The following is a 25,028-nucleotide window of genomic DNA, read 5'->3' as shown; positions in this document are numbered from 1 at the left end:
GGCCGCTCACCCCCGGCGGCGCAACGCCGCGACCACCTGGGTGAGGACGTACCCCGAGCCCAGCGTGGTCAGCGCCAGGGGGACGGGGCGGAGCCGGTCGTGGAAGGCACCCCACCAGGAGAAGCAGGCGGCCGGGGCGAGCAGCAGCAGATACAGCGCGCGCATCGCCCACCAGCGGGCGGGGAAGCGCACCGGGGTGCCCCGCGGCGGGAGCGGCATCGCGCCGTCCTCCGTGGTGAGGGTGTCCCTGACGCCGGAGAGGAAGCCGCGCGGGGCGAGCACCCGGGCTCCGGGCACCCCGTCGAGGGTGGCGGAGCGCTCCCCGAAGCCCTCCGGCAGCGCTGGCAGGCCCAGTGCCGCCACGGTGTCCGCCAGCCGCCGTCCGGGGGCGTCCATGGCGCGCAGCAGCGCCGTGAGGGGGCGCGCGTCGGCGACGCCATAGGCGGCGGCGAGGGCGGCGGCCGTCGCGCCCGCGGTCTCCAGGGAGGGCACGGGCGCGCCCGGTGCCCATTCGTGGCCGGCGAGCTTCCTGCCCTTGGCGTACAGCGTGATGCCGTACCGGTCGCCCGAGCGCTGCAGGACGACGGCGGGCCACTTCTCGCCCGTCGTGAAGAGGTCGACCGCCCCCGCCAGGCTGCCCTCCCCGGTCAGCTCCACGTGGGTGAAGGCCGCTCCCGCCGGGGCCAGCCGCAGCCCGGTCCGGCACAGCAGCGCGGCCTGGGCGACGGCGGTGAGCGGCGCGGAGGCCACCGCCAGGCTGCGCGGCGCCCAGTCGGGAGCGCCGGCCGGGACGGGGACCGCGGGCGGGGCACCGAAGAACGGGGTGCGGGTGGCGACCTGCACGCGCACCCCCGTCCGGACGTCGAGGAAGTGCCGGCGCGGGTCCCCGCCCAGGTGGGCCCACGGGAAGCTGGTGGCGTGCACGCCGATGGCGCGGAAGACGCGCAGCGCCTCCTCCCAGCGGCCCGCGCGCACCAGCATCAGCACGAGGTGGTTGCGGAACCCGGCCGCCTCCGGGTCACCGGGGTCGTACCAGCCGGACAGCTCCAGGGCCCGGTCGACGGCGGCGGCGACACGGTGCGGCGGGATGGAGTCCGCACCGGACGGGTCGTCGGCGGCGGGCCCGCCCGCGACGATCTCGTACTCGACGGCGGCGAGCAGCGGCAGCGCGTTGATCTTCGAACCGGGCAGGGCCTCCTCGGCGGCCTGCTCCGCGAAGTCGAACATCTCGCGGTGGGTGCCGTACCACTTGGCGCACAGGTACTGCAGGGCGGAGGCGTGGCAGCCGTAGTGGTGCGGGGCGCGCTCCACGGCCTCGGTCCAGTACGCGTCGAAGATCTCCCGGGAGGACTGCATACCGCGTGCGTGGGTGAGGGCGATGCGCCACGGCACGGGGTCGGCGGGGTTGAGCTCGGCGGCGGCGCCGATCACCGGCACGGCGTCCTTGAGCAGCGCGAAGAAGGCCTTGAACTGCTCGGGCGAGACCTCCGCGGCGCGGGCGCCGCTGCGTATCTCCCAGGCCTGGTGGATGCGCAGGTCGGCCCTGACCAGCGCCGCGTCCGGGTCCTCGGGGGCAGCGGCGAGCCAGGCGTCCAGCCAGCCGGGGTTGTGCAGGGCGAACTGGGCCAGTTCGGAGACGTACACGTCCCGCTGCTCCCACTGGCAGCCCAGGCGCGTGGCGGACAGCAGCTCCCGGGCGGGAGCGTGGTCGCCGGTGCCCGCCGCGGCGAGGGCGGTGCGCAGCGCGACGTCCGGCACGTCCAGGACGACGGCCTCGTCCGGCGGCAGGCCGGCCCCGACGGCGGTGCCGTGGCGGAGCACTCGGGGCAGGGTCAGCAGCGTACGCAGGGAGGGCATGCCGTTCCGGTCGGGTCGCGTGGGGTCAGTTGGCCGGCGAGGCGGCCGCGGCGGCCATGGCGGCGTCGGCCTGCTCTTTGCCGCGCTGGACGATGCGGTTGAAGGCGTAGTTGAAGCCGTCCTGGCCGGCCTGGCGGGAGGCGGTGTCGGAGCTGGTCGCCGCGGTGCCGTTCTTCGGGCCGGAGATGGTGAAGTAGGCGTAGCGGCCCACGGCACCGGACTTGGACCAGCAGGCCACCGCGTGGCAGAAGTCGCCGACCCCGCCGCCGCCCAGCGGGCGCACGAACTTGTTGGTCCTGGCCAGCTTCTTGGCGGAGGCCGCGTCCTTGAAGACGGCCACGCCGACGGTGACCGCGGAGCCGCCGCGGGTGTAGGTCACCCGCATCATCCGGGTGCAGCCGCTGCCGGAGAGGGCGGCCGAGAGCGAGCCGGTGGCGCCGGCGGCGCAGTCGCGGTTCTCGGCGGAGCGGGTCTTGGTGTAGGTGCGGCCGTCCACCCAGTCCAGCTTCTTCCCGGGGAAGAGGGTGCCCACGGCGAGCGGGGCGGTGTCCTTGGCCGCGGTGGACAGGAAGTCGAGCGGGCCGTACGTCGGGCCGGGGGAGACCTCGGAGAAGGAGGGCTCGGGCGGCAGCGCGACCTCGGAGGCGGGCGCGGAGGCGGTCTCGGTGGGGGAGGGCTCGGGGCTGCCGGAGGTGACCACCGCGGTGGCGACGATCCCGGCGACGGCGGCGACGGCGAGGACGCCGCCGCCTATAAGGAGCAGCCGGCGGCGGCGCGCCCCGGCCTCCGCCTCGTCGGCGAGCGCCGACCAGTCGGGCTCGTTGCCGGCGGGCGGCGTGGACTGCGGCTGCGAAGGACCGCGGGTGCCCTGACCGGGCACGGGCGGCGACCAGTCGGCGGGCGGCGTCCAGGCCGGCCGCTGCGGCTGGTGGTCGGGGCCGCCGACGATCTGGCCGCGGAGCACCTGGCGCCGGTCACCGGTGCCCTCCGGCGCGCCCTGCTGTCCCGGCGGTGCGGTCCATCCTTCGTTCGGGTGATACGGCTGCTGCGGCCCGTCAGTCATGGCGCGGATTCTATAGAGGGGAAAACCAGTTTGGCGGCGGGCGACCGGGCTACGAGAATCCACGGCATGGGACATGTGGACGTTGCGCATCTGGAGTATTACCTGCCGGACGGCCGGGTGTTGCTGGGCGACGTCTCGTTCCGGGTGGGCGAGGGCGCCGCGGTGGCCCTCGTCGGGGCGAACGGCGCCGGCAAGACGACTCTCCTGCGGCTGATCTCCGGTGAGTTGAAGCCGCACGGCGGCACGGTGACGGTCAGCGGCGGACTCGGTGTCATGCCGCAGTTCGTCGGCTCGGTACGGGACGACCGCACCGTGCGGGACCTGCTGGTGTCCGTGGCGCCGCCGCGGATCCGCGAGGCCGCCGCGGCCGTCGACGCGGCCGAGCTGGAGATCATGGCGCAGGACGACGAGGCCGCCCAGCTGGCCTACGCGCAAGCGCTCAGCGACTGGGCCGAGGCCCGCGGCTACGAGGCCGAGACGGTCTGGGACATGTGCACGATGGCCGCGCTGGGGGTTCCGTACGAGCGGGCCCAGTGGCGTGAGGTGCGGACGCTGTCGGGCGGCGAGCAGAAGCGGCTGGTGCTGGAGGCGCTGCTGCGCGGCACCGACCAGGTGCTGCTGCTGGACGAGCCGGACAACTACCTCGACGTCCCCGGCAAGCGCTGGCTGGAGGAGCAGCTGGGGCAGACCAGGAAGACCGTGCTGTTCGTCTCCCACGACCGGGAGCTGCTGGCCCGCTCCGCCGAGAAGATCGTCAGCGTGGAGCCGGGGCCGGCCGGCTCGGACGTGTGGGTGCACGGCGGGGGCTTCGCCACGTACCACGAGGCGCGGCGGGAGCGGTTCGCCCGCTTCGAGGAGCTGCGGCGGCGCTGGGACGAGGAGCACGCCCGGCTGAAGAAGCTCGTGCTGACGCTCCGCCAGCAGGCGGCGATCAGTCCCGACATGGCCTCCCGCTATCGTGCCGCGCAGACCCGGCTGCGGAAGTTCGAGGAGGCGGGGCCGCCGCAGGAGCCGCCGCGCGAGCAGGACATCCGCATGCGGCTGTCCGGCGGCCGCACCGGCGTGCGGGCCGTCACCTGCGCACGGCTGGAGCTCACCGGGCTGATGAAGCCGTTCGACCTGGAGGTCTTCTACGGGGAGCGGGTGGCCGTCCTGGGCTCGAACGGATCGGGCAAGTCGCACTTCCTGCGGCTGCTGGCGGGGGACCCCGGCGTCCGGCACACGGGGGAGTGGAAGCTGGGCGCGAGGGTCGTGCCGGGGCACTTCGCCCAGACGCACGCGCACCCGGAGCTGATGGGCCGCACTCTCGTCGACATCCTGTGGACGGAGCACGCCCGCGACCGCGGCAAGGCGATGTCGGCCCTGCGGCGCTACGAGCTCGACCGGCAGGGCGACCAGCGCTTCGACCAGCTGTCGGGCGGGCAGCAGGCGCGTTTCCAGATCCTGCTGCTGGAGCAGGCCGGGGCGACGGCACTGCTGCTGGACGAGCCGACGGACAACCTGGACCTGGAGTCGGCGGAGGCCCTCCAGGAGGGGCTGGAGGCGTTCGACGGGACCGTGCTCGCGGTGACGCACGACCGCTGGTTCGCCCGCAGCTTCGACCGGTACCTGGTCTTCGGCGCGGACGGGGTGGTCCGGGAGGTGCCGGAGCCGGTGTGGGACGAGACGCGAGTGGTGCGGGAGCGGTAGCCCCCGCACCTGCGGCGGCTCCGGCGGCGGCCGGTGCGGGCACGCCCCGCGCCGGCTGTTTTGACCCGAACAGCAGACCGCGGGTATTCTGCAGGTTCGTTATGCGTATTGGCTTGCTCGTTCTCACGTGAGAGGCCGCTACGCCGGTCCACCGGGCCGATGACCAGCGTTCGCCCCGCGGTATGCGTCGCCGCAGGCGACAGGGCTGTCGTGATCGTCCGGGTGGCCTTGTCAGGACCCACTCACTGAAGAAGCGAAGGCTACGACCGTGCGTACGTTCAGCCCCAAGCCCGGCGATGTCCAGCGCCAGTGGCACGTCATTGACGCGCAGGACGTCGTCCTGGGCCGTCTGGCGTCCCAGGCCGCGTCCCTCCTCCGGGGCAAGCACAAGCCCGTGTACGCGCCCCATGTCGACACTGGTGACTTCGTCATCATCATCAACGCCGACAAGGTGCACCTCTCCGGCAACAAGAAGCAGCAGAAGCTCGCCTACCGCCACTCGGGCTTCCCGGGCGGTCTGCGTTCCGTCCGCTACGACGAGCTGCTCGACAAGAACCCCGAGAAGGCCATCGAGAAGGCCGTCAAGGGCATGCTGCCCAAGAACAGCCTGGGCCGCCAGATGCTCTCGAAGCTGAAGGTGTACGCGGGTGCCGAGCACCCGCACGGCGCCCAGCAGCCGGTTCCGTTCGAGATCAGCCAGGTCGCGCAGGGCTAGTCCCGGCCACCACCGACACAGAAAGCATCTGAGGAGCATCGTGGCCGAGACCACCCCTGAGACCCCTCTCGTCGAAGACGGCGAGATCGTGGAGACCATCGAGATCCCGGAGGAGTACACCTCCGAGTCCCTCGCCTCCCGCTTCGGCGAGCCCCAGCCGGCCGCCGGTACGGGCCGCCGCAAGGAGTCCGTCGCCCGCGTCCGGATCATCCCGGGCTCCGGCAAGTGGACGATCAACGGTCGCACCCTTGAGGAGTACTTCCCCAACAAGGTGCACCAGCAGGAAGTCAACGAGCCGTTCAAGATCCTCGAGCTCGACGGCCGTTACGACGTCATCGCCCGCATCAACGGCGGCGGCATCTCCGGCCAGGCCGGTGCGCTGCGCCTGGGCGTCGCCCGCGCGCTGAACGAGGCGGACGTCGACAACAACCGCGGCCCGCTCAAGAAGGCCGGCTTCCTGACCCGCGACGCTCGCGAGATCGAGCGCAAGAAGGCCGGTCTGAAGAAGGCCCGCAAGGCGCCGCAGTACAGCAAGCGCTAATCACCACGCGCGCGCTGCTCTGCACGTACGCCCCGGAGGCACTTTGTGTGTCTCCGGGGCGTACGCATTCCGGGGGGTATAGGCGTATAACCGGATGAACGCCCGTTGAACGAACGCGGGGCGACGCACGGCAACATCTCGGAGGAAAGACTGTGGGACGACTCTTCGGTACGGACGGTGTGCGCGGCGTCGCGAACGCCGATCTGACGGCCGAGCTGGCGCTCGGACTGTCGGTCGCGGCGGCGCATGTGCTCGCCGAGGCGGGGACGTTCGAGGGCCACAAGCCGGTGGCCGTGGTGGGACGGGACCCGCGGGCGTCCGGAGAGTTCCTGGAGGCCGCCGTGGTGGCGGGGCTCGCCAGCGCGGGCGTCGACGTGCTGCGGGTGGGCGTGCTGCCGACCCCGGCCGTGGCCTATCTCACCGGCGCGCTCGGCGCGGACCTGGGCGTGATGCTCTCCGCGAGCCACAACGCGATGCCCGACAACGGGATCAAGTTTTTCGCCCGGGGCGGCCACAAGCTGGCGGACGAGCTCGAGAACCGTATCGAGGCCGTCTACGAGGAGCACCGCACCGGCGCCCCCTGGGACCGCCCGACCGGTGCCGGCGTGGGCCGTGTGCGCGACTACGACGAGGGCTTCGACCAGTACGTCGCCCATCTGATCGGCGTCCTGCCCAACCGCCTGGACGGCCTGAAGATCGTTCTGGACGAGGCGCACGGCGCCGCCGCCCGCGTCTCCCCCGAGGCCTTCGCCCGCGCCGGGGCGGAGGTGGTCACCATCGGCGCCCAGCCGGACGGCCTCAACATCAACGACGGCTGCGGCTCCACCCACCTGGACCTGATCAAGGCCGCCGTCACCGACCACGGCGCGGACCTCGGCATCGCCCACGACGGCGACGCCGACCGCTGCCTGGCCGTGGACCACCAGGGCAACGAGGTGGACGGCGACCAGATCCTGGCCGTTCTGGCGCTCGCCATGCGCGAGGCGGACCGGCTGCGGAAGAACACCGTCGTCGCCACCGTCATGTCCAACCTGGGCTTCAAGCTCGCCATGGAGCGCGAGGGCATCGACCTCGTGCAGACCGCCGTGGGCGACCGCTATGTGCTGGAGTCCATGAAGGAGCACGGCTACGCGCTCGGCGGCGAGCAGTCCGGGCACGTGATCATCCTCGACCACGCCACGACCGGCGACGGCACCCTCACCGGCCTCATGCTGGCCGCCCGGGTCGCCGCCACCGGCCGCACGCTGGCCGACCTGGCCGGCGTCATGGAGCGGCTGCCGCAGGTCCTGATCAACGTCCGGGACGTCGACAAGAACCGCGTCGGGTCCTCGCCCGAGCTGGCCGCCGCCGTGGCCGAGGCCGAGACCGAGCTGGGCACCACCGGCCGCGTGCTGCTGCGCTCCTCGGGCACCGAGCCGCTGGTCCGGGTCATGGTCGAGGCCGCCGACATCGACCACGCCCGCTCCGTGGCCGGCCGGCTCGCCGACGTCGTGAAGTCCGCGCTCGGCTAGGACGGCACGGTCCGGGCCGGCGGGGCCTACAGCGCCCCCGCCCCCGCCCCGGCCCCCGCCCCCGCCCCCGCACGCCGCCTGCGCTGCATCGCCCAGAACCCCTTCTGGGCGAGCAGCGTCAGCACGCCCGCGATGACGATGCCCGCCAGGTTCACGCCCAGCTGCACCGAGGACCCCCACAGCTCGCGGTAGTCCCCGTAGGACAGGGCGAGCGCGGCGTTGGCGGCGGCCGGCACGGTCGTCACGGAGATGGCCACGCCGACCAGGGCCCCGGACTTGGACGAGGTCAGCGAGAGGATCCCGGCGATCCCGGCGAGGAAGGCCACCACGAAGGAGCTCGCGTCCGGCTGCCAGATGAACCCGGTGGACGGATGCGGCTTGGTGAAGTCGTCGACGCCGAAGACCCCGAGCGCGTCCATCAGATAGGTGAAGCCGCCGGTGAGCACCATCGCCACCGGGAAGCCCACCAGGAGTGCCACCAGGGAGCGCCGCGCCAGCCGCCACTGGCGCTGGACCAGACCGGTGCACACCCCCGCCAGGGGCCCGAACTCAGGGCCGACCACCATCGCGCCGACGATCAGGATCGCGCTGTCCAGCATGACCCCGCAGGCCGCCAGCATCGTCGCCAGCGACAGGAACGCCAGATAGGTGACGGTGAGGGTGGACTCCTCGTGCGTCGCCTCGGTGAGCGACTCCCACAGCACCGCGTCCGCGCCCTCGCCGGGTGCCTCCTCCTCGGCCCGCTCCGCACGGCGCGACAGGGACAGGTCGACGTGCTCCACCGCGATCGAGCCGGTGTCGGCGATCCCCAGCTCCCGAAGGCCCCGCAGCAGCTCGTCGCCCGCCTCGCGGGCCACATCGCACAGGACGAGGTCTCCGCTCGGATCGCGCGCGGCACCCGTCAGCACCGCGACGTGGGCGGTGCCCACGGTCCGTTCGATCAGGGCCACGACGTCGTCGGTCCGCCCGGCCGGGACGATCATCCTCAGATGCAGCACGCGGGCAGGCTATCCCCGAAGAGCGGGAAGCGGCCCTACAGCTTGCGCAGTGAGAGCTTCTGCACCTTGTGGTCGGGGCCCTTGCGCAGGATCAGCGTGGCCCGGCCGCGGGTCGGGAGCACGTTCTGCACCAGGTTCGGCTGGTTGATGGCGCGCCAGGTGTGCCGGCCGTACTCCATGGCCTCCTCCTCGGAGACCTCGGTGTAGCGGTGGAAGTACGACAGGGGGTTCTGGAAGGCCGTCTCGCGCAGCTTGCGGAAGCGCGCCAGGTACCACTGCTCGATGTCCTCGGTGCGCGCGTCCACGTACACGCTGAAGTCGAAGTAGTCGGCGAGCGCGACCCGGGTGCGGCCGTCCTTGCCGGGCAGCGCGGGCTGCAGGACGTTCAGGCCCTCGACGATGAGGATGTCGGGCCGCCGTACGACCAGTTCCTCGCCGGGCACGATGTCGTAGATCAGGTGCGAGTAGACGGGCGCGCGCACCTCGTCCTTGCCGGCCTTCACATCGGCCACGAACCGGGTCAGGGCACGCCGGTCGTACGACTCGGGGAAGCCCTTGCGGGACATCAGCCCGCGACGCTGGAGCTCGGCCTTGGGCAGCAGGAAGCCGTCGGTGGTGACCAGTTCCACCCGGGGGTGCTCCGGCCAGCGGGCGAGCAGCGCCTGGAGGATGCGCGCGGTGGTGGACTTGCCGACCGCGACGCTGCCGGCGACCCCGATGACGAAGGGCGTGCCGGTCTGCGAGCCGTGGCCGTCGCCGGTGTCGTCGAGGAAGGTGTTGACCGCGCCGCGGAGGCCGTGGCTGGCGCCGACGTAGAGGTTGAGCAGCCGGGACAGCGGCAGGTAGACGTCGATCACCTCGTCCAGGTCGATGACGTCACCGAGTCCGCGCAGCCGCTCGACCTCGTCCGCGGTGAGCGGCAGGGGCGTGCGGTCGCGCAGCGCGCTCCACTCCGCCCGCGTCAGGTCGACGTACGGCGTGGGCTCGGCGCGGCGGCGCGTGGGGTGTGGCGAAGTGGTCGGCGGCACGGATTCATTGTTGCGCCGGGATGAACGGCGCTCACGCCGGGGGTCGGGCAGCCCGCCGCCGGAGCCGTCGTCAGCCGAATGTCAGCCGGATGTCAGTGGCATCCGGGACAGTGGTGCGCAACAGAACAACACCGAGCGAACCATGACGGGGAGGGCATCGCGGATGAGTTACGCGATCCAGGCGGAGGGCCTGGTCAAACGCTTCAAGGAGACCACGGCCCTGTCCGGCGTGGACCTGGCCGCGCGCAGCGGCACGGTGCTCGGTGTGCTCGGTCCCAACGGGGCCGGCAAGACCACGGCGGTGCGCATCCTGGCCACGCTGCTGCGGCCGGACGCCGGCCGGGCCTTCGTCGGCGGCCACGACGTGGTGCGGGAGGCGGGCGCCGTGCGCGCTCTGGTCGGGCTCACCGGGCAGTACGCGGCGGTCGACGAGATGCTCACCGGCCACGAGAACCTGCTGATGATCGCCCGGCTGCTGGGCCTGCCGCGCCGTGAGGCCCGCGCCCGGGCGACGCGGCTGCTGGAGGAGTTCCGGCTCGCCGACGCCGGCGGCCGGGCCGCCAAGACCTACTCCGGCGGCATGCGCCGCCGCCTCGACCTCGCCGCCAGCCTGGTGGGCCGGCCGCGCGTGCTCTTCCTCGACGAGCCGACCACCGGCCTGGACCCGCACAGCCGCAACGAGTTGTGGGACATCGTCCGCGGCCTGGTCGGGGACGGCACGACGGTGCTGCTCACCACGCAGTATCTGGAGGAGGCCGACCAGCTCGCCGACGACATCGCGGTCATCGACCGCGGCCGGGTGATCGCCGAGGGCACCCCGGACGGGCTCAAGGAGCAGGTCGGCGGGCAGGTGCTGCAGGTGCGGCCGATGGTCGCGGAGCAGTTGGAGAAGGTCCTCGCGATCGTCTCGGCGACCGCCGGGCCCACCGCCAAGGTCGAGTCCGGCCTGGTCACCGCGCCGGTCAACGACCCGGAGCTGATGCCCGCCGTCGTACGGCGGCTGGACGAGGCCGGGGTGCGGGTCAGCGAGCTCACGCTGCGCCGTTCCAGCCTCGACGAGGTGTTCCTGTCCCTGACCGGGCACCGCGCGGTGGAGGAGACGACGACGGACGAGGACAAGACGGAGGCCCTGGTATGAGCGCGGTGACCCTGGACGTGATGCCGGCCGCCAAGGTGCGGCCCTGGGACGGGGTGCAGCAGACCTGCACCCTCGCCTGGCGCAACCTGGTGCAGATCAAGCACAACCCGATGGAGCTGATGGACCTCAGCGTCCAGCCCATCATGTTCGTGCTGCTGTTCACCTACGTCTTCGGCGGCCAGATGGCCGGCTCGCCGGACGCCTATCTGCAGTACGCGCTGCCCGGGATCATCGTGCAGAACGCCCTCTTCGCGACCATGAACACCGCGATGGGCCTCAACATCGACCTCACCAAGGGCGTCCTGGACCGGCTGCGCTCCCTGCCGATCGCCCGTTCCGCGCCGCTCATGGGGCGCGTCGTGGCGGACCTCGGCAAGCAGCTGTGGTCGCTGCTGCTGATGCTGGGCCTGGGCATGCTCATGGGCTTCGACGTGAACGGCGGCGTGCCCGGCGTGCTGGGCGCGGCGGGCCTGCTGCTGGCCTTCGCGGTCGCCATGTCCTGGATGACGCTGCTGATCGGGATGCTGGTCTCCGAGCCGGAGAAGGTGATGACCTTCGGCTTCGTGCTGGTCATGCCGCTCACCTTCACCTCCAGCGCCTTCGTCCGGGCCGACACCATGCCCGGGTGGCTCAAGGCGTGGGCGGACGTGAACCCGGTCACCCGCCTGGCCGACGCCGTGCGGGGGTTGATGACGGGCAGCGGTGAGGTCGGCGGGCCGGTCATGTGGTCGCTGCTGTGGGCCGCCGGGATCGCGGTGGTCTTCATCCCGCTGGTGATGCGCGCCTACCGCGCGCGCAGCTGACCGCGCTCCCCGGGACGCCCCGGACCGTCCAGGTCCGGGGCGGTCGCAGGTTCGATGTCCGGCGTTCGCCGCCTAGAGTTCTCCTCATGTGCGGAATCGTTGGATACGTGGGCGGCCAGTCCGCCCTCGACGTTGTCATCGCGGGGCTGAAGCGTCTCGAGTACCGGGGATACGACTCGGCCGGCGTCGCCGTCCTCGCCGACGGGGGCCTGGCCGCGGCCAAGAAGGCCGGGAAGCTCGCCAACCTCGAGAAGCTGCTGGACGAGCGACCGCTGCCGACCGGCCCCGCCGGTATCGGACACACCCGCTGGGCCACCCACGGCGGCCCCACGGACGCCAACGCGCACCCCCACCTGGACAACGCGGGCCGGGTCGCCGTCGTGCACAACGGCATCATCGAGAACTTCGCCGCCCTGCGCGCCGAACTCGCCGAGCGCGGCCACGATCTGCTCTCCGAGACCGACACCGAGGTCGTCTCCCACCTCCTCGCCGAGGCCTACTCCTCCACCGGGGACCTCGCCGAGGCCATGCGCCAGGTCTGCAGCCGCCTCGACGGCGCCTTCACCCTGGTGGCCGTCCACGCCGACGAGCCGGACGTCGTGGTCGGCGCCCGCCGCAACTCCCCGCTCGTCGTGGGCGTCGGCGACGGCGAGAACTTCCTCGCCTCCGACGTCGCGGCGTTCATCGCGTACACCCGCGAGGCCATCGAGCTCGGCCAGGACCAGGTCGTGGAGCTGCGCCGCGAGGGCGTCACCGTCACGGACTTCGAGGGCAAGCCCGCAGACGTCCGCCCGTACCACATCGACTGGGACGCCTCCGCCGCCGAGAAGGGCGGCTACGACTACTTCATGCTCAAGGAGATCGCCGAGCAGCCCAAGGCCGTCGCGGACACGCTGCTGGGCCGGATCGACGCGAGCGGCCTGCTCACCCTCGACGAGGTGCGCATCCCCGCCTCCGTGCTGCGCGAGGTCGACAAGATCGTCATCGTCGCCTGCGGTACCGCCTTCCACGCCGGCATGATCGCCAAGTACGCGATCGAGCACTGGACCCGCATCCCCTGCGAGGTCGAGCTCGCCAGCGAGTTCCGCTACCGCGACCCCATCCTCGCCCCGCGCACCCTGGTCGTCGCCATCAGCCAGTCCGGCGAGACCATGGACACCCTGATGGCACTGCGGCACGCCCGCGAGCAGGGCTCCAAGGTGCTGGCCATCTGCAACACCAACGGCTCCACCATCCCGCGCGAGTCCGACGCCGTGCTCTACACGCACGCGGGTCCCGAGGTCGCGGTCGCCTCCACGAAGGCGTTCCTCACCCAGGTCGTCGCCTGCTACCTCGTCGCCCTCTACCTGGGCCAGGTGCGCGGCACGAAGTGGGGCGACGAGATCCTCGCCGTCATCCGCGAGCTCTCCCAGATCTCCCGCCAGGTCGAGCAGGTCCTGGAGACCATGGAGCCGGTCCGCGAGCTGGCCCGCTCCCTCAAGGACAAGAACACCGTCCTCTTCCTCGGCCGGCACGTGGGCTACCCGGTCGCGCTCGAGGGCGCGCTCAAGCTCAAGGAGCTCGCCTACATGCACGCCGAGGGCTTCGCCGCCGGCGAGCTCAAGCACGGCCCCATCGCGCTCATCGAGGAGGACCTCCCGGTCGTCGTCGTGGTGCCGTCGCCGCGCGGGCGTTCGGTCCTGCACGACAAGATCGTCTCCAACATCCAGGAGATCCGGGCCCGCGGGGCGCGCACCATCGTCATCGCCGAGGAGGGCGACGAGTCCGTCGTCCCCTACGCCGACCACCTGGTGCGGGTGCCGCAGACCCCGACGCTGCTGCAGCCGCTGGTCGCGACCGTGCCGTTGCAGGTCTTCGCGTGCGAACTGGCCACGGCCCGCGGCAACGAGGTCGACCAGCCGCGGAACCTGGCGAAGTCCGTCACGGTCGAGTGACGACACCGTGATCATCGGGGTGGGCATCGACGTCGCCGAGATCGACCGCTTCGAGCAGTCCCTCGAACGCACTCCCGGCCTGGCCGAGCGGCTCTTCCTCCCCGGCGAGCTCCACCTTCCCAGTGGGGCCCGCCGGGGCAGCGCCTCCCTCGCGGCACGCTTCGCCGCGAAGGAGGCGGTCGCGAAGGCGCTGGGGGCCCCCGGGGGGCTGCACTGGTCGGACGCGGAGGTCGTCACGGAGGATTCGGGACAGCCGCGGCTCATCGTCCGGGGGACGGTGGCGGCGCGGGCCGAGCAGTTGGGGGTGCGGGCGTTCCACATCTCCCTCAGCCATGATGCGGGGGTCGCGTCGGCGGTGGTCATCGCCGAGGGGTGACCCGGTCCGAGGTACCCCGTGTCGCCGTGTGCGGGTCGTTCGCGCCCATTGCGGCCGGTGTTCGTGTCCGGGTGGTTGCGTCCGCTGCGCTGCCCACGTCAGGCGCCGCGTGCTCCGCTGGCGTCTTGGCGCTTCGGCATCTCGTTGCGGTGGGTGCCGGCCGGTTGACGGGCGGCCGACCGCGGGGTGTGGTGGGTCGTCATGTGTCCCGCCGTCTCGCGCCCTTCGGGCGCAAAGATGCGGGCTGCGGATGGGGAGGGTGGGGGCGGGCCTTCGCTGCGGTGTGCGGGTGGGTGGCGGGCGGGGGTTCAGGCGCCGGAGCGGGGCCGGTTGTTCATGGGCGCGGGTCTCGTTGCCGTCCGCGGGTATAGATGGCTGGTTGCCACGCCCACCGTCCGTGGGTGGCGCGCCCGCTGTAACGGGCGTCTGCGGGTGCTTCCCCGGCAGCACAGCGCTCGGCGGGTGGTCTGCCGAGATCGGGCTCTGTTTCGCCGACATAGTCGGTGAAAGCGGGCCCGATCATCTCCGGCTCAAAGATCGGGCTCTGTTCCGCCGACTATGTCGGCGAAAGCGAGCCCGATCTCCCGTGGACCCCCGGCCAGCACCCCGAATCAGCCGCAGACGCCGGTCACGGCAGGCGCGCCCACCACCCAGCGAAGGCGTGGAAGCGGCCATCTCTACGCGCGGACGGCGACGAGACCCCCGCCACCGGAAAGGCACCCGCTCCGGCGCCTGAACCCCCGCCACTCACTCACCCGCACACGCCCGACGAGGGCCCGCCCCACCCTCCCATCCGCAGCCCGCCGCTGTGCGACCGAAGGGCGCGAGACGAACCCGCACCCACCCACCGGCCCCACCCCCGTCACACCACCCCGACGGCGTGCAGCGGTGCGGCGGGAGGGGGCGTGGCGGGGTGCGCCCGTGTGGGGTGCCCCCGGTCGAAGACCGGGAGGGGTGGGGGAGAAACCGCGACCGCGACCGCGAACGACCCGCACACAACGACGGCGCGCAACCACGACCCCACGGTGGGAACATGGCCGCATGCGGCAGGCCTACAGCGTGGAGACCGTACGGACGGCGGAGCGCGAGCTCATGGCGCGGCTTCCCGAGGGAGCCCTGATGCAGCGGGCGGCGGCAGGCCTGGCCGCCGCGTGCGCGAACGCGCTCGCCCCCGGGCGCGGGGTCTACGCGGCCCGCGTCGTCGTGCTCACCGGCAGCGGGGACAACGGCGGCGACGCGCTGTACGCGGGCGCCCGCCTGGCCCGGCGCGGGGCGGGCGTCACCGCCGTGCTGCTGGCGCCGCAGAAGGCGCACGCCGGGGGCCTGGCGGCCCTGCGCGCCGCGGGCGGCCGCACCGTCGCCCCGGACGGCGCCGAGGCGCTGATCCACCGCGCCGACCTCGTGCTGGACGGCATCGTGGGCATCGGCGGCAAGGGCGGCCTGCGCCCCGAGGCGGTGCCGCTCGCGGAGGCGGCGCACGCGTCCCGCGCGGTCGTGGTCGCCGTCGACCTCCCCAGTGGTGTGGACGCCGACACCGGCGAGGTGCGGGGCGCGGCGGTGCGCGCCGACATGACGGTCACGTTCGGCACGTACAAGCCGGGGCTGCTCATCGACCCCGCCGCCGGGTACGCCGGCGCGCTGCGCCTGATCGACATCGGCCTCGGCCCCGGCCTGGATCGCGTCCCGCCCGACCTGGAGGCGCTGCAGCACGCCGACGTCGCCGCCCTTCTGCCCGGCCCGGACGCCGAGAGCGACAAGTACCGGCGCGGGGTGATCGGCGTCGTCGCGGGCTCGGAGCGCTACCCGGGAGCCGCCGTTCTCGCGGTGGCGGGCGCGCTGCGCGCCGGCGCGGGGGCCGTACGGTACGTGGGGCCGGCGGCGGGAGCCGTACTGGCCCGCTTCCCGGAGACGCTGGTGTCGGCCGGGCCGCCGCGCAAGGCCGGCCGGGTCCAGGCCTGGGTGGTGGGCCCGGGGCTGGGTGACGGGCCGGAGGCATGCCGCGCGGTGGACGACGTGCTCGCCTCGGACGTGCCCGTGCTCGTCGACGCGGACGGCCTGCGGCTGCTGGACCGGGCCATCGTGCGCTCCCGCAGCGCGGGGACCGTACTGACCCCGCACGCGGGGGAGGCGGCGGCACTGCTCGGCGTGGCCCGCGAGGAGGTGGAGGCCGGGCGGCTGGACCATGTGCGGCGCCTGGCCGCCGCGTTCGGCGCGACGGCGCTGCTGAAGGGCTCGACGACGCTGGTGGCGTCCCCGGAGCCGGGGGTCCAGGTCCGGGTCAACCCCACCGGCACGTCCTGGCTGGCCACGGCAGGCAGCGGGGACGTGCTCTCCGGGATCACCGGTTCCCTGCTGGCCGCGGGCCTCGCCCCGCGCGACGCGGCCTCTGTCGGCGCCTATCTGCACGGCCTGTCGGCGCGGGTCGCCGCGGGCCCGGTGGGCGCGCCGATCGCCGCGCACGACGTGGCCGCGGCCCTTCCGGACGCCTGGCGCGACATCAGGTCCTGACCCGCCCTCAGTTGGGCGAAACGGGTGGAGTCCGCCGACGCGGCGTTCCGGGCGGCGGCCGCACGTCAATTTCTGTGTTCATGGGAACGTATGCCAGAAGCTGGGCCCGGCTGCTCACCGCGGCAGTGGTCGCCCTCACCGCCCTCGGGGCGCACACGACGGCCGCCGCGGAGGACGACGAACGGCCGGTACCGGTCGACCGGCTCGTCCCCGGGGTCCCCTTCGGCCCGGACGCCTCCCGGCAGGTCGACACCCCCGACCAGGGCGCCCCGCCCCGCCGGATCGGCATGTCGGCCACCGAACCGGTGCGCAGCGCGGTGCCGGCGGAGGACGCGGACGACGACTACGTGGACCCGCAGCTGGTGGAGTTCGTGCCGGCCAAGGACGTCGAGCGGGCCCGTACGTTCGAGGAGGAGCGGAAGGCCGAGGAGGAGAACGAGGACCCCTACTACGACGACGGGGAGAACGCGGAGCGCCCGGAGTACTGCACGGCCTTCACCGGCCCCTATCAGCGGGAGGTCGAGAAGCGCCTGGGGCTGCGCGTCAACGGCAGGCAGTCCGCGGCCGACTGCGCGGCGATCCGGCACTACCAGCAGGCCAGGGGCATCGTCCCCGGCACGGGCTTCGCGGGCCCCACCACCTGGGGCCACCTCCGCCTCGACGAGGCGCGCAGGAAGGGCCCGAACGCCTCCCGCCGGTGTCCGGCCCCGTTCCGGGGCGGGCGCATCGTCTGCATCGACCTGAACCGGCAGATCCTGTGGGTGCAGAGCAGCCGCACGAAGACCGTCTTCGGTCCCGTCGCGATCCGCAGCGGTCGCAAGGGCTACCTCACCCGCACCGGCCGTTTCTCCGTCTACTGGCGCCACAAGAACCACGTCTCCGACATCTACGACGCCCCGATGCCCTACAGCCAGTTCTTCAGCGGGGGCCAGGCGATGCACGCCACGCCCGGGAGCGTCTACAAGGCGCCCGGTTCGCACGGCTGCATCAACCTCTCGAACCGCAACGCGCGCCTGCTGTGGAACTTCCTGAAGCTCCACGAGCCGGTCTACGTGTGGGGCAGGAAACCCAGCACGTGACGGCGGCACAGGCTGCGCCTGAGACACTGGGCGCGATGGATGAGACGAATCTGCGCGCCCAGGCCACGATCGACCTCGCCGCTCTGCGGTCGAACGTCGAGGCGCTGAGGGCCCGCGCCCCCCGCTCCGGGCTGATGGCCGTGGTCAAGGCGGACGCCTACGGCCACGGCATGGTGCCGTGCGCCCGGGCGGCGCTGGAGGCGGGCGCGGGCTGGCTCGGCACGGCGACGCCCGACGAGGCGCTGGCGCTGCGCGCCGCCGGGATCACGGCGCCCGTGCTGTGCTGGCTGTGGACGCCGGGCGGGCCGTGGCGGGCCGCCGTCGAGGCGGACGTCGACGTGACCGTCAGCGCGCTGTGGGCGCTGCGCGAGGTCTCCGCGGCCGCCGCGGCGGCCGGCCGTACCGCGCGGATCCAGCTCAAGGCCGACACGGGCCTGGGCCGCAACGGCGCCCAGCCCGCCGACTGGCCTGACCTGGTCGACGCCGCGCGGGCCGCGGAGGTGGCGGGCCTGGTCAAGGTCACCGGGCTGTGGTCGCACTTCGCGTGCGCCGACGAGCCCGGCCACCCCTCGATCGCCGCGCAGCTCGCCGTCTTCCGCACCGCCCTGGAGACCGCGGAGCGTGCCGGACTGCGCCCCGAGATCCGGCACATGGCGAACTCCCCGGCCACTCTGACCCTGCCCGAGGCGTACTTCGACCTCGTCAGGACCGGGGTGGCGATGTACGGGATCTCGCCGATCCCGCAGGTCGGCGGCCCGGCGGACTTCGGGCTGCGGCCGGTGATGACGCTGTCGGCGCGGCTGGCCTCGGCCAAGCGCGTCCCCGGCGGGCACGGTGTCTCGTACGGCCACCACTACACGACGCCCGGCGAGACGACCCTCGCCCTGGTGCCGGTCGGATACGCCGACGGCGTCCCGCGGCACGCCTCCGGCACCGGCCCGGTGCTGGTGGCGGGCAAATGGCGGACGGTCGCCGGGCGGGTGGCGATGGACCAGTTCGTGGTCGACCTCGGGGGCGACTCCGCCGACGCGGGTGACGAGGCAGTACTGTTCGGCCCTGGTGACCGCGGTGAGCCGACCGCCGAGGACTGGGCGCGCGCGGCGGGCACCATCGCGTACGAGATCGTCACTCGGATCGGGACCCGGGTGCCGCGCGTCTACGTGGGTACGTAAACGCGTAGCCGAGGGGAAGCAGCGTACGACCATGACGGACAGCGGCAGGACAACGGGGACGACGATCGAGGCGGTGGCCGAAGCGGCCGCCGCTTCCGGTCGTTGGCAGCGCGCCGGGATCGTCGGCGCGGCGATCGGCGTCGTCGCGGCGGGCGCCGCCGCGGGTGTCGCGCTGGAGCGCGCCACGGTCGGCCGCGGCATGCGCAAGCGCGCCCGGCTCGCCCTCGACCTGGCCGGGCCCTACGGCTCCCTGCGCGGGATGCCGGGCCGGGCCGCGGCCGAGGACGGCACCGAGCTGTACTACGAGGTCGAGGAGGCGGACCCGGCGGCGATCGACGCGGCCGCGCCGCCGCGGCGCTGGCAGCTGTTCCGCCGGAACGGCCATGCGCCGCCGCTGACCGTGGTCTTCTCTCACGGCTACTGCCTCAACCAGGACTCCTGGCACTTCCAACGTGCCGCGCTGCGCGGGGCGATACGCGCCGTCTACTGGGACCAGCGCAGCCACGGCCGCTCCGGCCGCGGCAAGGACCAGGCGGACGGCGGGCCCGCGACGATCGACCAGCTCGGCCGCGATCTCAAGGCGGTCCTCGACGCCGCCGCGCCGGAGGGACCGTTGGTGCTGGTCGGGCACTCCATGGGCGGGATGACGGTCATGGCGTTCGCCGACCAGTTCCCCGAGATGGTGGCCGAGCGAGTGGCCGGCTTCGCCTTCGTCGGTACCTCCTCCGGCAAGCTGGCCAGCGTGACGCTCGGTCTGCCGGCGGCCGGCGCGCGGGCGCTGCGGGCGCTGGCTCCGGGGGTGCTGCGCATCCTGGGCGCCCAGGTCGACCTGGTGGAACGGGGGCGCCGGGCGACAGCCGACCTCTTCGCCGGGATCATCAAGCGCTACTCCTTCGGCTCCGAGGTGGACCCGGGGGTCGCGCGCTTCGCCGAGCGGATGATCGAGTCCACCCCGATCGACGTCGTCGCCGAGTTCTACCCGGCCTTCACCGAGCACGAGAAGAGCGAGGCGCTGGACGTCCTGGACGGACTGCCCGGGCTCGTACTGGCTGGGGACAAGGACCTGCTGACGCCCAGTGAGCACAGCCGCGCCATCGCCGAACGCCTGCCGGACACCGAGCTGGTCGTGGTGCCCGGCGCCGGGCACCTGGTGATGCTGGAACACCCCGAACTGGTCAACACGCACCTTGCCGCGCTGCTTGCCGAGGCGGCCGACGCCTCGCGCGCCCCGTTTCCGCAGGCGCTGCGCGAACTGGCGGTGCCGCCGCCCGGCTCATCGGAGCGGGCGGACCGGGTGGCCTCCGGCGGCGCGTAGCATTCGGGCACATGGGCATGGAAGCCATCGGCATGGAAGCGACCCGGGTCACCGTCAAGACCCCCGACCGGATGCGCGAGCTGGGGCGCCGTCTCGCGCCCCTGCTGCGCGCCGGCGACCTCGTCGTCCTCAGCGGTGACCTGGGCGCGGGGAAGACCACGCTGACCCGTGGGCTCGGGGAGGGGCTGGGCGTCCGCGGCGCGGTGACGTCGCCGACCTTCGTGATCGCGCGGGTGCACCCCTCGCTGAGCGGGGGCCCGGCCCTCGTGCACGTGGACGCGTACCGGCTGACCGGCGGCCTCGACGAGATGGAGGACCTGGACCTCGACGTCTCGCTGCCGGAGTCGGTGGTCGTGGTCGAGTGGGGCGAGGGCAAGGTCGAGGAGCTGTCGGAGGACCGGCTGCAACTGGTGATCCACCGCGCGGTGGGCGAGGTGGCGGAGAACGGTCAGGAGGACCACGACGTGCGCGAGGTCGTCGTCAGCGGGGTCGGCGCGCGCTGGGCGGGTGCGGATCTGACGGGGCTGGGCGCCTGAGCGGCGCGTAACCGTTCCGACAAGCTGTCGGGAAGATGTTGCGTGCGGCACGTCCCACGTGTTCTGCTGGAGTCCAGGAGCTGGTTAGGGCTGCCTAACCCGACCCCGTCGGACCCAGGAGGCATCCATGTCGGCCCACACGGCCCCGGAGCCGGAGCCGGGTTACTCGATGCAAGAGCTGCTCGCGGCGTGCGCGGCGGCGAACGCGGTGTGCACCCCGCCGGCAGAGCCGGAGGCGCCGGAACCGGAAGCGACGCCGGAAGAGCCCGTGAAGCGGCCCGAGGCGGACGCGGCCTAGACCTGCTCCAGGGCTTGGCCCATGCCCGGCCGGGGTGGTTCCGGACGCCGGGATCCGGATCCGCCGGAACCGGCGGGGACGCCGCACGCGAGGGGCGCGGCGTTCGTCGCACCCCCGTGGGCGTTCACTCTTTCGGGGGAATCAGCGGACGACGACGATCTTGCTGCCGATGGTCGCGAACTTCCACAGCGCCGCGCCGTCCTTCCGCTTCTCGCGGATACCGCCGGTCTGCTGGCCCGGCGGAGGGGGATCGGGCAGCGAGCCGTCCTTCGCCGCGCTGAAGCCGATGACCACGCTGTCGACGGTCGTGAACCGCACCACGTTCTCGACCGGCACACCGTCGCCGCCGACCCCGCCGGCGCTCCGGGAGGTCACGGAGTACGTGCCGGGGGCCGGGTCCACGGTGCCGGGGACGACCACATAAGTGGTGCGCGCCTTCCCGTCGGTGCCGACCAGCCACACGCGGTCCGCGCGCAGGGAGTAGACGACCCTGGTGCCGCTTCCGGAAGCCGGGGGCAGCTCGTGGGCCTTCTTCGGCGCGGGGGAGGCGGAGGCCGCCACGGAGGTGTCCGTGCCGCCCGTGTCCAAGGGACGGACGTTCTTGGCCATCTCGCTCGCGGAGCCGGAGGCCTGGACGGCGAGCACGCCGACGGCGGCCAGAGCGGCTGCGGTCAGTCCGGTCACGATCGTCCCTGAACCGATCCTTGCCACGGCTTTCCTCCGGAGGTGGGCGTCACGCTGGGTTGACGTTAGCAGCCGGGCCGCACCGCCACGGGAGCGCCGTCCCGGCCCGCGGCACTGGCCCCGTCCTGGCAGGGCCACCCCGGTGAACGCCGTAGGCTGAACGCGTGCTGCTGCTTGCCTTCGATACCGCAACCCCCGCCGTCACGGCCGCCCTGCACGACGGCCGGCGCGTACTCGCAGAGTCGACCGAGATCGACGCGAGGCGGCACGGGGAGCTGCTGATGCCCGCCGTGGACCGCGTGCTGCGCGAGGCGGGGACCGACCTCGGCGCCGTGACCGGGATCGTGGTTGGCGTCGGCCCCGGACCGTACACGGGGCTGCGCGTCGGCCTGGTGACCGCCGTCTCCTTCGGCGATGTCCTCGGCGTCCCCGTGCACGGGATCTGCACCCTCGACGGCCTGGCGTACGCCGCCGGGATCGAGGGGCCGTTCACCGTGGCGACGGACGCCCGCCGCAAGGAGGTCTACTGGGCGCGGTACGAGGGTCCGCGGACCCGGCTGACCGATCCGTCCGTGGACCGGCCGGCCGACATCGCCGGCGAGGTCGCCGGGGTGCCGGCGGTCGGCGCGGGCGCCGCCCTCTACCCCGAGGTGTTCACGGACATCCGCCCGCCCGCCGACCAGTCCGCCGCCGCCCTGGCCGCGCTCGCCGCCGCGAAGCTGGCGGAGGGCGAGGAGTTCCTTCCCCCGCTGCCGCTGTACCTGCGCCGCCCGGACGCCCAGGTGCCGGCCGGCTACAAGGCGGTCCTGCCGAAGTGACCGCGGTGATGCGCGAGATGCGCTGGTGGGATCTGGACCCGGTGATGGAGCTCGAGCAGGCGCTCTTCCCGGACGACGCGTGGTCGCGCGGCATGTTCTGGTCCGAACTGGCCGACGCGCGGCACCCGTCGGCGACCCGGCACTACGTCGTGGCCGAGGACGGGGACCGGCGCGTCGTCGGCTACGCGGGCCTGGCCGCCGTCGGCGGCACCGGGGACGTGCAGACCATCGCCGTCGCCGCCGAGCAGTGGGGCACCGGCCTCGGCGCCCGGCTGCTCGGGGAACTGCTCCATCAGGCCACCGCCTTCGAGTGCCACGAGGTGCTGCTGGAGGTGCGGGTCGACAACATCCGCGCCCAGCGGCTGTACCAGCGCTTCGGCTTCGAGCCGATCGGCTTCCGCCGCGGCTACTACCAGCCGGGCAACGTCGACGCGCTCGTGATGAGGCTCGGCGAGCTGCCGGCATCCCCTGACGTACCGGGACTACAAGGAACAGAGACCACCCATGGCTGACGAGCCCCTTGTCCTCGGCATCGAGACGTCCTGCGACGAGACCGGTGTCGGCATCGTGCGCGGGCACACCCTGCTCGCCGACGCGGTCGCCTCCAGCGTGGACGAGCACGCCCGCTACGGCGGCGTCGTCCCCGAGGTCGCCAGCCGCGCGCACCTGGAGGCGATGGTCCCCACCATCCAGCGCGCGCTGAAGGAGGCCGGCGTCGCCGCCTCCGACCTCGACGGGATCGCGGTCACCGCGGGTCCCGGCCTCGCGGGCGCGCTGCTGGTCGGCGTGTCGGCTGCCAAGGCGTACGCCTACGCGCTCGGCAAGCCGCTGTACGGGGTCAACCACCTCGCCTCCCACATCTGCGTGGACCAGCTGGAGCACGGGGCGCTGCCCGAGCCGACGATGGCGCTGCTGGTCTCCGGCGGCCACTCCTCCCTCCTGCTGGCGCCCGACATCACCGGCGACGTGCGTCCGCTGGGCTCCACCATCGACGACGCGGCGGGCGAGGCCTTCGACAAGGTGGCCCGTGTGCTGGGCCTCGGGTTCCCCGGCGGCCCGGCCATCGACCGTGCCGCGCGCGAGGGCGACCCGAACGCGATCCGCTTCCCGCGCGGCCTGACCGGCTCCCGCGACCCGGTGTACGACTTCTCGTTCTCGGGGCTGAAGACCGCGGTGGCCCGGTGGATCGAGTCCAAGCGCCGCGAGGGCGTGGAGGTGCCGGTCGCGGACGTGTCCGCGTCCTTCCAGGAGGCCGTCGTCGACGTCCTCACCCGCAAGGCGATCCGGGCCTGCAAGGACAACGGCGTCGACCATCTGATGATCGGCGGCGGTGTCGCGGCCAACACCCGGCTGCGCTCGCTGGCGCAGGAGCGCTGCGAGGACGCGGGGATCATCCTGCGCGTGCCGCGGCCCAAGCTGTGCACCGACAACGGCGCGATGGTCGCGGCGCTCGGTGCGGAGATGGTCGCCCGCGGCCGCCCGTCCTCCACCTGGGACCTGCCGGCGGACTCCTCGCTGCAGATCACGGACGTGTCCGTGCCGGGCCACACGCACGACCACGGCCACGGCCACACGCACGGCCACGACCACGACCACGTCCACGAGCTCAGCAAGGACAACCTCTACTCGTGACCGTCGCCCTCATGTGGGAGGCCCGCGCCGTCGAGGGCCGCGGGCCCGAGCTGCTGGCGTGGGCCCGCGCGCGGACGCTGGCGCCCGCCCCGCTGCGCCGCGAGACCTTCGCCGCCCCTCAGGACCGGGTCCTGGTCATCACCTGGTGGGACGCCCCGTACGACGCCGAGCTGCCCGAGCTGCCCGAGCCGGACGGGGGGCTGGCCCGGCGGGCCGTCCACCGCTGGCGCTTCGAGTCGGTGGAGGACGGCGCCTAGGGAACGCCTGGGGACGGCCTGGGCACGGTCATGGTCCGGCCCGGGCGCGGTCCCGGCCCGGGCGCGGTCCCGGCCCGGGCGCGGCGCGGGCATCCCCCTGGTCCGGACCTGCGCCCCGGGGCGCGATGGGGCCCGTCCTATGATGTGTCCGGCGTCGATCGCAACCGGGCTTCTGTCTCGGCGCCCCCCGAGCAGGCGTCCTGCCGGACGACCGGTGTCCGGGAGGCGTTCTCGCAGGTGGCGAAGTACGCGTGTCCGATTCCGGCTGTGCCGTCCTCTTCGATCTCGACGGCGTCCTCCTCGACAGCCGGCGGGCGATGCGGCAGGCGATCCTCGACATCGCCCGCGCCGCCCTGGGCGAGCCCGTCGACGAGAGCCGTCTGCCGGCCGGACTCGACCACCTTCCCCACCACGACCTCCTGGCGCGTCTCGGCGTGACCGACGAGGAGACCGTGTTCGGCGCCACCTGGGAGGAGGCGCTCACCCTCGCCGGGTGGGGCGCGTCACCGTTCCCGGGCGCGGCCGGCGTGCTGCGCGACCTCGCGGCCTCCGGCACGGCGATCGGGGTGGTGACCATGCAGCCCGCGAGCCGGGTGGCGCGGCTCGTCCCCGCGGAGCTGTCCTCGTACTTCGGTGTGGTGGTCGGATGGGGCGACGCGGAACCCAAGCCCTCCGGGAAGGGGATCCTGCTCGCGCTCGACCGCCTCGGGGTGCCCCCGGGCCGTGCGTGTTTCGTGGGCGACAGCCCCTCCGACGTCGCCGCCGCGGCGGCCGCCGGGATTCCTTCGATCGGCGCGGTCTGGGGGTACACCGGCCCCGCGCTGGAGAAGTGCGACCCCACCGTGCTCGCCGGTGCCCTCACCGACGTGCCGGGCGTCGCGAGGCGCCTGCTCGGCCGGTCCTAGCCGGAGCCCGTCGTCACCTTCCCTCCCCCAACCTTCGGCCGGGGGGCGCCGGGAGGAGTCCCCGGGCAACGACACTCCCCTCGGCCTTCGGCCCGGGGGAGTTGTCGCATCGTCCGCGTAGCCCACTGCGAGGACGACTCTCCGCCTAGGGATGCACCGCACGTGGGGGCA

Annotated in this window: 24 protein-coding genes; 19 read left to right on the top strand and 5 right to left on the bottom strand. The window is 73.4% G+C overall.

Features of this window, described 5'->3' with window-relative positions; all coding sequences use genetic code 11:
* Window positions 1-6: 6 nt before the first annotated feature.
* Window positions 7-1,857, bottom strand: coding sequence for a hypothetical protein (locus AB0F62_RS20395; RefSeq protein WP_361800604.1), 1,851 nt, complete (start codon window positions 1,855-1,857; stop codon window positions 7-9).
* A gap of 25 nt (window positions 1,858-1,882) precedes the next feature.
* Entirely contained in the window at window positions 1,883-2,920 is a 1,038-nt protein-coding gene (locus tag AB0F62_RS20390; RefSeq protein WP_361800601.1) for a hypothetical protein, read from the bottom strand.
* A 66-nt stretch (window positions 2,921-2,986) separates the two neighbouring features.
* Between AB0F62_RS20390 and AB0F62_RS20385 the strand changes: the two genes are divergently transcribed.
* From AB0F62_RS20385 to glmM, 4 genes are all read left to right on the top strand, one after another.
* The gene (locus tag AB0F62_RS20385) at window positions 2,987-4,609 is read left to right on the top strand and encodes an ATP-binding cassette domain-containing protein (protein ID WP_361800598.1); all 1,623 of its coding nucleotides are present in this window, start codon (window positions 2,987-2,989) and stop codon (window positions 4,607-4,609) included.
* Window positions 4,610-4,877: 268 nt separating this feature from the next.
* Window positions 4,878-5,324: a 50S ribosomal protein L13 gene (gene rplM / locus AB0F62_RS20380; protein WP_361800595.1), complete on the top strand. Its 447-nt coding sequence runs from the start codon at window positions 4,878-4,880 to the stop codon at window positions 5,322-5,324.
* Window positions 5,325-5,364: 40 nt separating this feature from the next.
* Window positions 5,365-5,865 carry a 30S ribosomal protein S9 gene (gene rpsI / locus AB0F62_RS20375; RefSeq protein ID WP_319140461.1) on the top strand — a complete coding sequence of 167 codons (501 nt, stop codon included), beginning with the start codon at window positions 5,365-5,367 and terminating at the stop codon, window positions 5,863-5,865.
* Window positions 5,866-6,017: 152 nt separating this feature from the next.
* The gene (glmM, locus tag AB0F62_RS20370; RefSeq protein WP_361800591.1) at window positions 6,018-7,376 is read left to right on the top strand and encodes a phosphoglucosamine mutase; all 1,359 of its coding nucleotides are present in this window, start codon (window positions 6,018-6,020) and stop codon (window positions 7,374-7,376) included.
* A gap of 26 nt (window positions 7,377-7,402) precedes the next feature.
* Here glmM and AB0F62_RS20365 read toward each other — a convergent pair whose 3' ends face one another.
* Window positions 7,403-8,374, bottom strand: a complete 972-nt coding sequence (locus tag AB0F62_RS20365; protein WP_361800588.1) for a DUF389 domain-containing protein — start codon at window positions 8,372-8,374, stop codon at window positions 7,403-7,405.
* Window positions 8,375-8,409: 35 nt separating this feature from the next.
* The gene (gene coaA, locus AB0F62_RS20360) at window positions 8,410-9,402 is read right to left on the bottom strand and encodes a type I pantothenate kinase (RefSeq protein WP_361800585.1); all 993 of its coding nucleotides are present in this window, start codon (window positions 9,400-9,402) and stop codon (window positions 8,410-8,412) included.
* A gap of 163 nt (window positions 9,403-9,565) precedes the next feature.
* Here coaA and AB0F62_RS20355 point away from each other — a divergent pair, with 163 nt between their 5' ends.
* From AB0F62_RS20355 to AB0F62_RS20310, 10 genes are all read left to right on the top strand, one after another.
* Entirely contained in the window at window positions 9,566-10,540 is a 975-nt protein-coding gene (locus AB0F62_RS20355; RefSeq protein ID WP_361800582.1) for an ATP-binding cassette domain-containing protein, read from the top strand.
* On the top strand, window positions 10,537-11,343 hold the full coding sequence (locus AB0F62_RS20350; protein WP_361800579.1) for an ABC transporter permease: 807 nt from the start codon (window positions 10,537-10,539) through the stop codon (window positions 11,341-11,343). Before AB0F62_RS20355 ends, AB0F62_RS20350 begins: the two co-directional genes overlap by 4 nt.
* Window positions 11,344-11,429: 86 nt before the next feature.
* Complete coding sequence (gene glmS, locus AB0F62_RS20345) at window positions 11,430-13,277, top strand: glutamine--fructose-6-phosphate transaminase (isomerizing) (protein ID WP_361800576.1); 1,848 nt, start codon at window positions 11,430-11,432, stop codon at window positions 13,275-13,277.
* A gap of 7 nt (window positions 13,278-13,284) precedes the next feature.
* Window positions 13,285-13,653 (top strand): holo-ACP synthase, encoded by a 369-nt coding sequence (locus AB0F62_RS20340; protein ID WP_361800573.1) that lies wholly within the window; start codon window positions 13,285-13,287, stop codon window positions 13,651-13,653.
* A gap of 1,041 nt (window positions 13,654-14,694) precedes the next feature.
* Window positions 14,695-16,161, top strand: coding sequence for an NAD(P)H-hydrate dehydratase (locus tag AB0F62_RS20335; RefSeq protein WP_361800570.1), 1,467 nt, complete (start codon window positions 14,695-14,697; stop codon window positions 16,159-16,161).
* 80 nt (window positions 16,162-16,241) lie between these two features.
* Window positions 16,242-17,240, top strand: coding sequence for a L,D-transpeptidase (locus tag AB0F62_RS20330; RefSeq protein WP_361800567.1), 999 nt, complete (start codon window positions 16,242-16,244; stop codon window positions 17,238-17,240).
* A 35-nt stretch (window positions 17,241-17,275) separates the two neighbouring features.
* Window positions 17,276-18,412 (top strand): alanine racemase, encoded by a 1,137-nt coding sequence (gene alr, locus AB0F62_RS20325; RefSeq protein WP_361800564.1) that lies wholly within the window; start codon window positions 17,276-17,278, stop codon window positions 18,410-18,412.
* A gap of 31 nt (window positions 18,413-18,443) precedes the next feature.
* Complete coding sequence (locus AB0F62_RS20320; RefSeq protein ID WP_361800561.1) at window positions 18,444-19,727, top strand: alpha/beta hydrolase; 1,284 nt, start codon at window positions 18,444-18,446, stop codon at window positions 19,725-19,727.
* A gap of 11 nt (window positions 19,728-19,738) precedes the next feature.
* A complete protein-coding gene (gene tsaE / locus AB0F62_RS20315) occupies window positions 19,739-20,263 on the top strand; it encodes a tRNA (adenosine(37)-N6)-threonylcarbamoyltransferase complex ATPase subunit type 1 TsaE (RefSeq protein ID WP_361800558.1) in 525 nt (174 codons plus the stop codon).
* 127 nt (window positions 20,264-20,390) lie between these two features.
* Window positions 20,391-20,561 (top strand): hypothetical protein, encoded by a 171-nt coding sequence (locus tag AB0F62_RS20310; protein WP_361800555.1) that lies wholly within the window; start codon window positions 20,391-20,393, stop codon window positions 20,559-20,561.
* Window positions 20,562-20,702: 141 nt separating this feature from the next.
* On the opposite strand, the gene AB0F62_RS20305 is transcribed toward AB0F62_RS20310, so the two are convergent.
* Window positions 20,703-21,245: a hypothetical protein gene (locus tag AB0F62_RS20305; protein ID WP_361800552.1), complete on the bottom strand. Its 543-nt coding sequence runs from the start codon at window positions 21,243-21,245 to the stop codon at window positions 20,703-20,705.
* 164 nt (window positions 21,246-21,409) lie between these two features.
* Between AB0F62_RS20305 and tsaB the strand changes: the two genes are divergently transcribed.
* The 5 genes from tsaB to AB0F62_RS20280 all read left to right on the top strand — a co-directional run bounded on the left by tsaB (window position 21,410) and on the right by AB0F62_RS20280 (window position 24,857).
* Entirely contained in the window at window positions 21,410-22,063 is a 654-nt protein-coding gene (tsaB, locus tag AB0F62_RS20300) for a tRNA (adenosine(37)-N6)-threonylcarbamoyltransferase complex dimerization subunit type 1 TsaB (protein WP_361800549.1), read from the top strand.
* Between the two features lie 8 nt (window positions 22,064-22,071).
* Window positions 22,072-22,575, top strand: a complete 504-nt coding sequence (gene rimI / locus AB0F62_RS20295) for a ribosomal protein S18-alanine N-acetyltransferase (RefSeq protein ID WP_361800738.1) — start codon at window positions 22,072-22,074, stop codon at window positions 22,573-22,575.
* A complete protein-coding gene (gene tsaD / locus AB0F62_RS20290; protein ID WP_361800546.1) occupies window positions 22,568-23,695 on the top strand; it encodes a tRNA (adenosine(37)-N6)-threonylcarbamoyltransferase complex transferase subunit TsaD in 1,128 nt (375 codons plus the stop codon). The genes rimI and tsaD overlap by 8 nt, the downstream gene beginning before the upstream one ends.
* Window positions 23,692-23,952, top strand: coding sequence for a hypothetical protein (locus AB0F62_RS20285; protein WP_361800543.1), 261 nt, complete (start codon window positions 23,692-23,694; stop codon window positions 23,950-23,952). Before tsaD ends, AB0F62_RS20285 begins: the two co-directional genes overlap by 4 nt.
* A gap of 251 nt (window positions 23,953-24,203) precedes the next feature.
* On the top strand, window positions 24,204-24,857 hold the full coding sequence (locus AB0F62_RS20280) for an HAD family hydrolase (RefSeq protein ID WP_361800540.1): 654 nt from the start codon (window positions 24,204-24,206) through the stop codon (window positions 24,855-24,857).
* Window positions 24,858-25,028 lie beyond the last annotated feature (171 nt).

The sequence above is a fragment of the Streptomyces sp. NPDC026673 genome (genome assembly GCF_040638135.1).
Taxonomy (GTDB): domain Bacteria; phylum Actinomycetota; class Actinomycetes; order Streptomycetales; family Streptomycetaceae; genus Actinacidiphila.
The sequence above is the reverse complement of the archived record's forward strand: the minus strand, read 5'-3'. Positions and strand labels throughout refer to the sequence as shown.

Coding starts and splice junctions, on each gene's coding strand:
- AB0F62_RS20395 (WP_361800604.1), bottom strand. CDS start 1,857: ATGCCCTCCCTGCGTACGCTGCTGACCCTGCCCCGAGTGCTCCGCCAC.
- AB0F62_RS20390 (WP_361800601.1), bottom strand. CDS start 2,920: ATGACTGACGGGCCGCAGCAGCCGTATCACCCGAACGAAGGATGGACC.
- AB0F62_RS20385 (WP_361800598.1), top strand. CDS start 2,987: ATGGGACATGTGGACGTTGCGCATCTGGAGTATTACCTGCCGGACGGC.
- AB0F62_RS20355 (WP_361800582.1), top strand. CDS start 9,566: ATGAGTTACGCGATCCAGGCGGAGGGCCTGGTCAAACGCTTCAAGGAG.
- AB0F62_RS20350 (WP_361800579.1), top strand. CDS start 10,537: ATGAGCGCGGTGACCCTGGACGTGATGCCGGCCGCCAAGGTGCGGCCC.
- glmS (WP_361800576.1), top strand. CDS start 11,430: ATGTGCGGAATCGTTGGATACGTGGGCGGCCAGTCCGCCCTCGACGTT.
- AB0F62_RS20335 (WP_361800570.1), top strand. CDS start 14,695: ATGCGGCAGGCCTACAGCGTGGAGACCGTACGGACGGCGGAGCGCGAG.
- AB0F62_RS20330 (WP_361800567.1), top strand. CDS start 16,242: ATGGGAACGTATGCCAGAAGCTGGGCCCGGCTGCTCACCGCGGCAGTG.
- alr (WP_361800564.1), top strand. CDS start 17,276: ATGGATGAGACGAATCTGCGCGCCCAGGCCACGATCGACCTCGCCGCT.
- AB0F62_RS20320 (WP_361800561.1), top strand. CDS start 18,444: ATGACGGACAGCGGCAGGACAACGGGGACGACGATCGAGGCGGTGGCC.
- tsaE (WP_361800558.1), top strand. CDS start 19,739: ATGGGCATGGAAGCCATCGGCATGGAAGCGACCCGGGTCACCGTCAAG.
- AB0F62_RS20310 (WP_361800555.1), top strand. CDS start 20,391: ATGTCGGCCCACACGGCCCCGGAGCCGGAGCCGGGTTACTCGATGCAA.
- rimI (WP_361800738.1), top strand. CDS start 22,072: ATGCGCGAGATGCGCTGGTGGGATCTGGACCCGGTGATGGAGCTCGAG.
- tsaD (WP_361800546.1), top strand. CDS start 22,568: ATGGCTGACGAGCCCCTTGTCCTCGGCATCGAGACGTCCTGCGACGAG.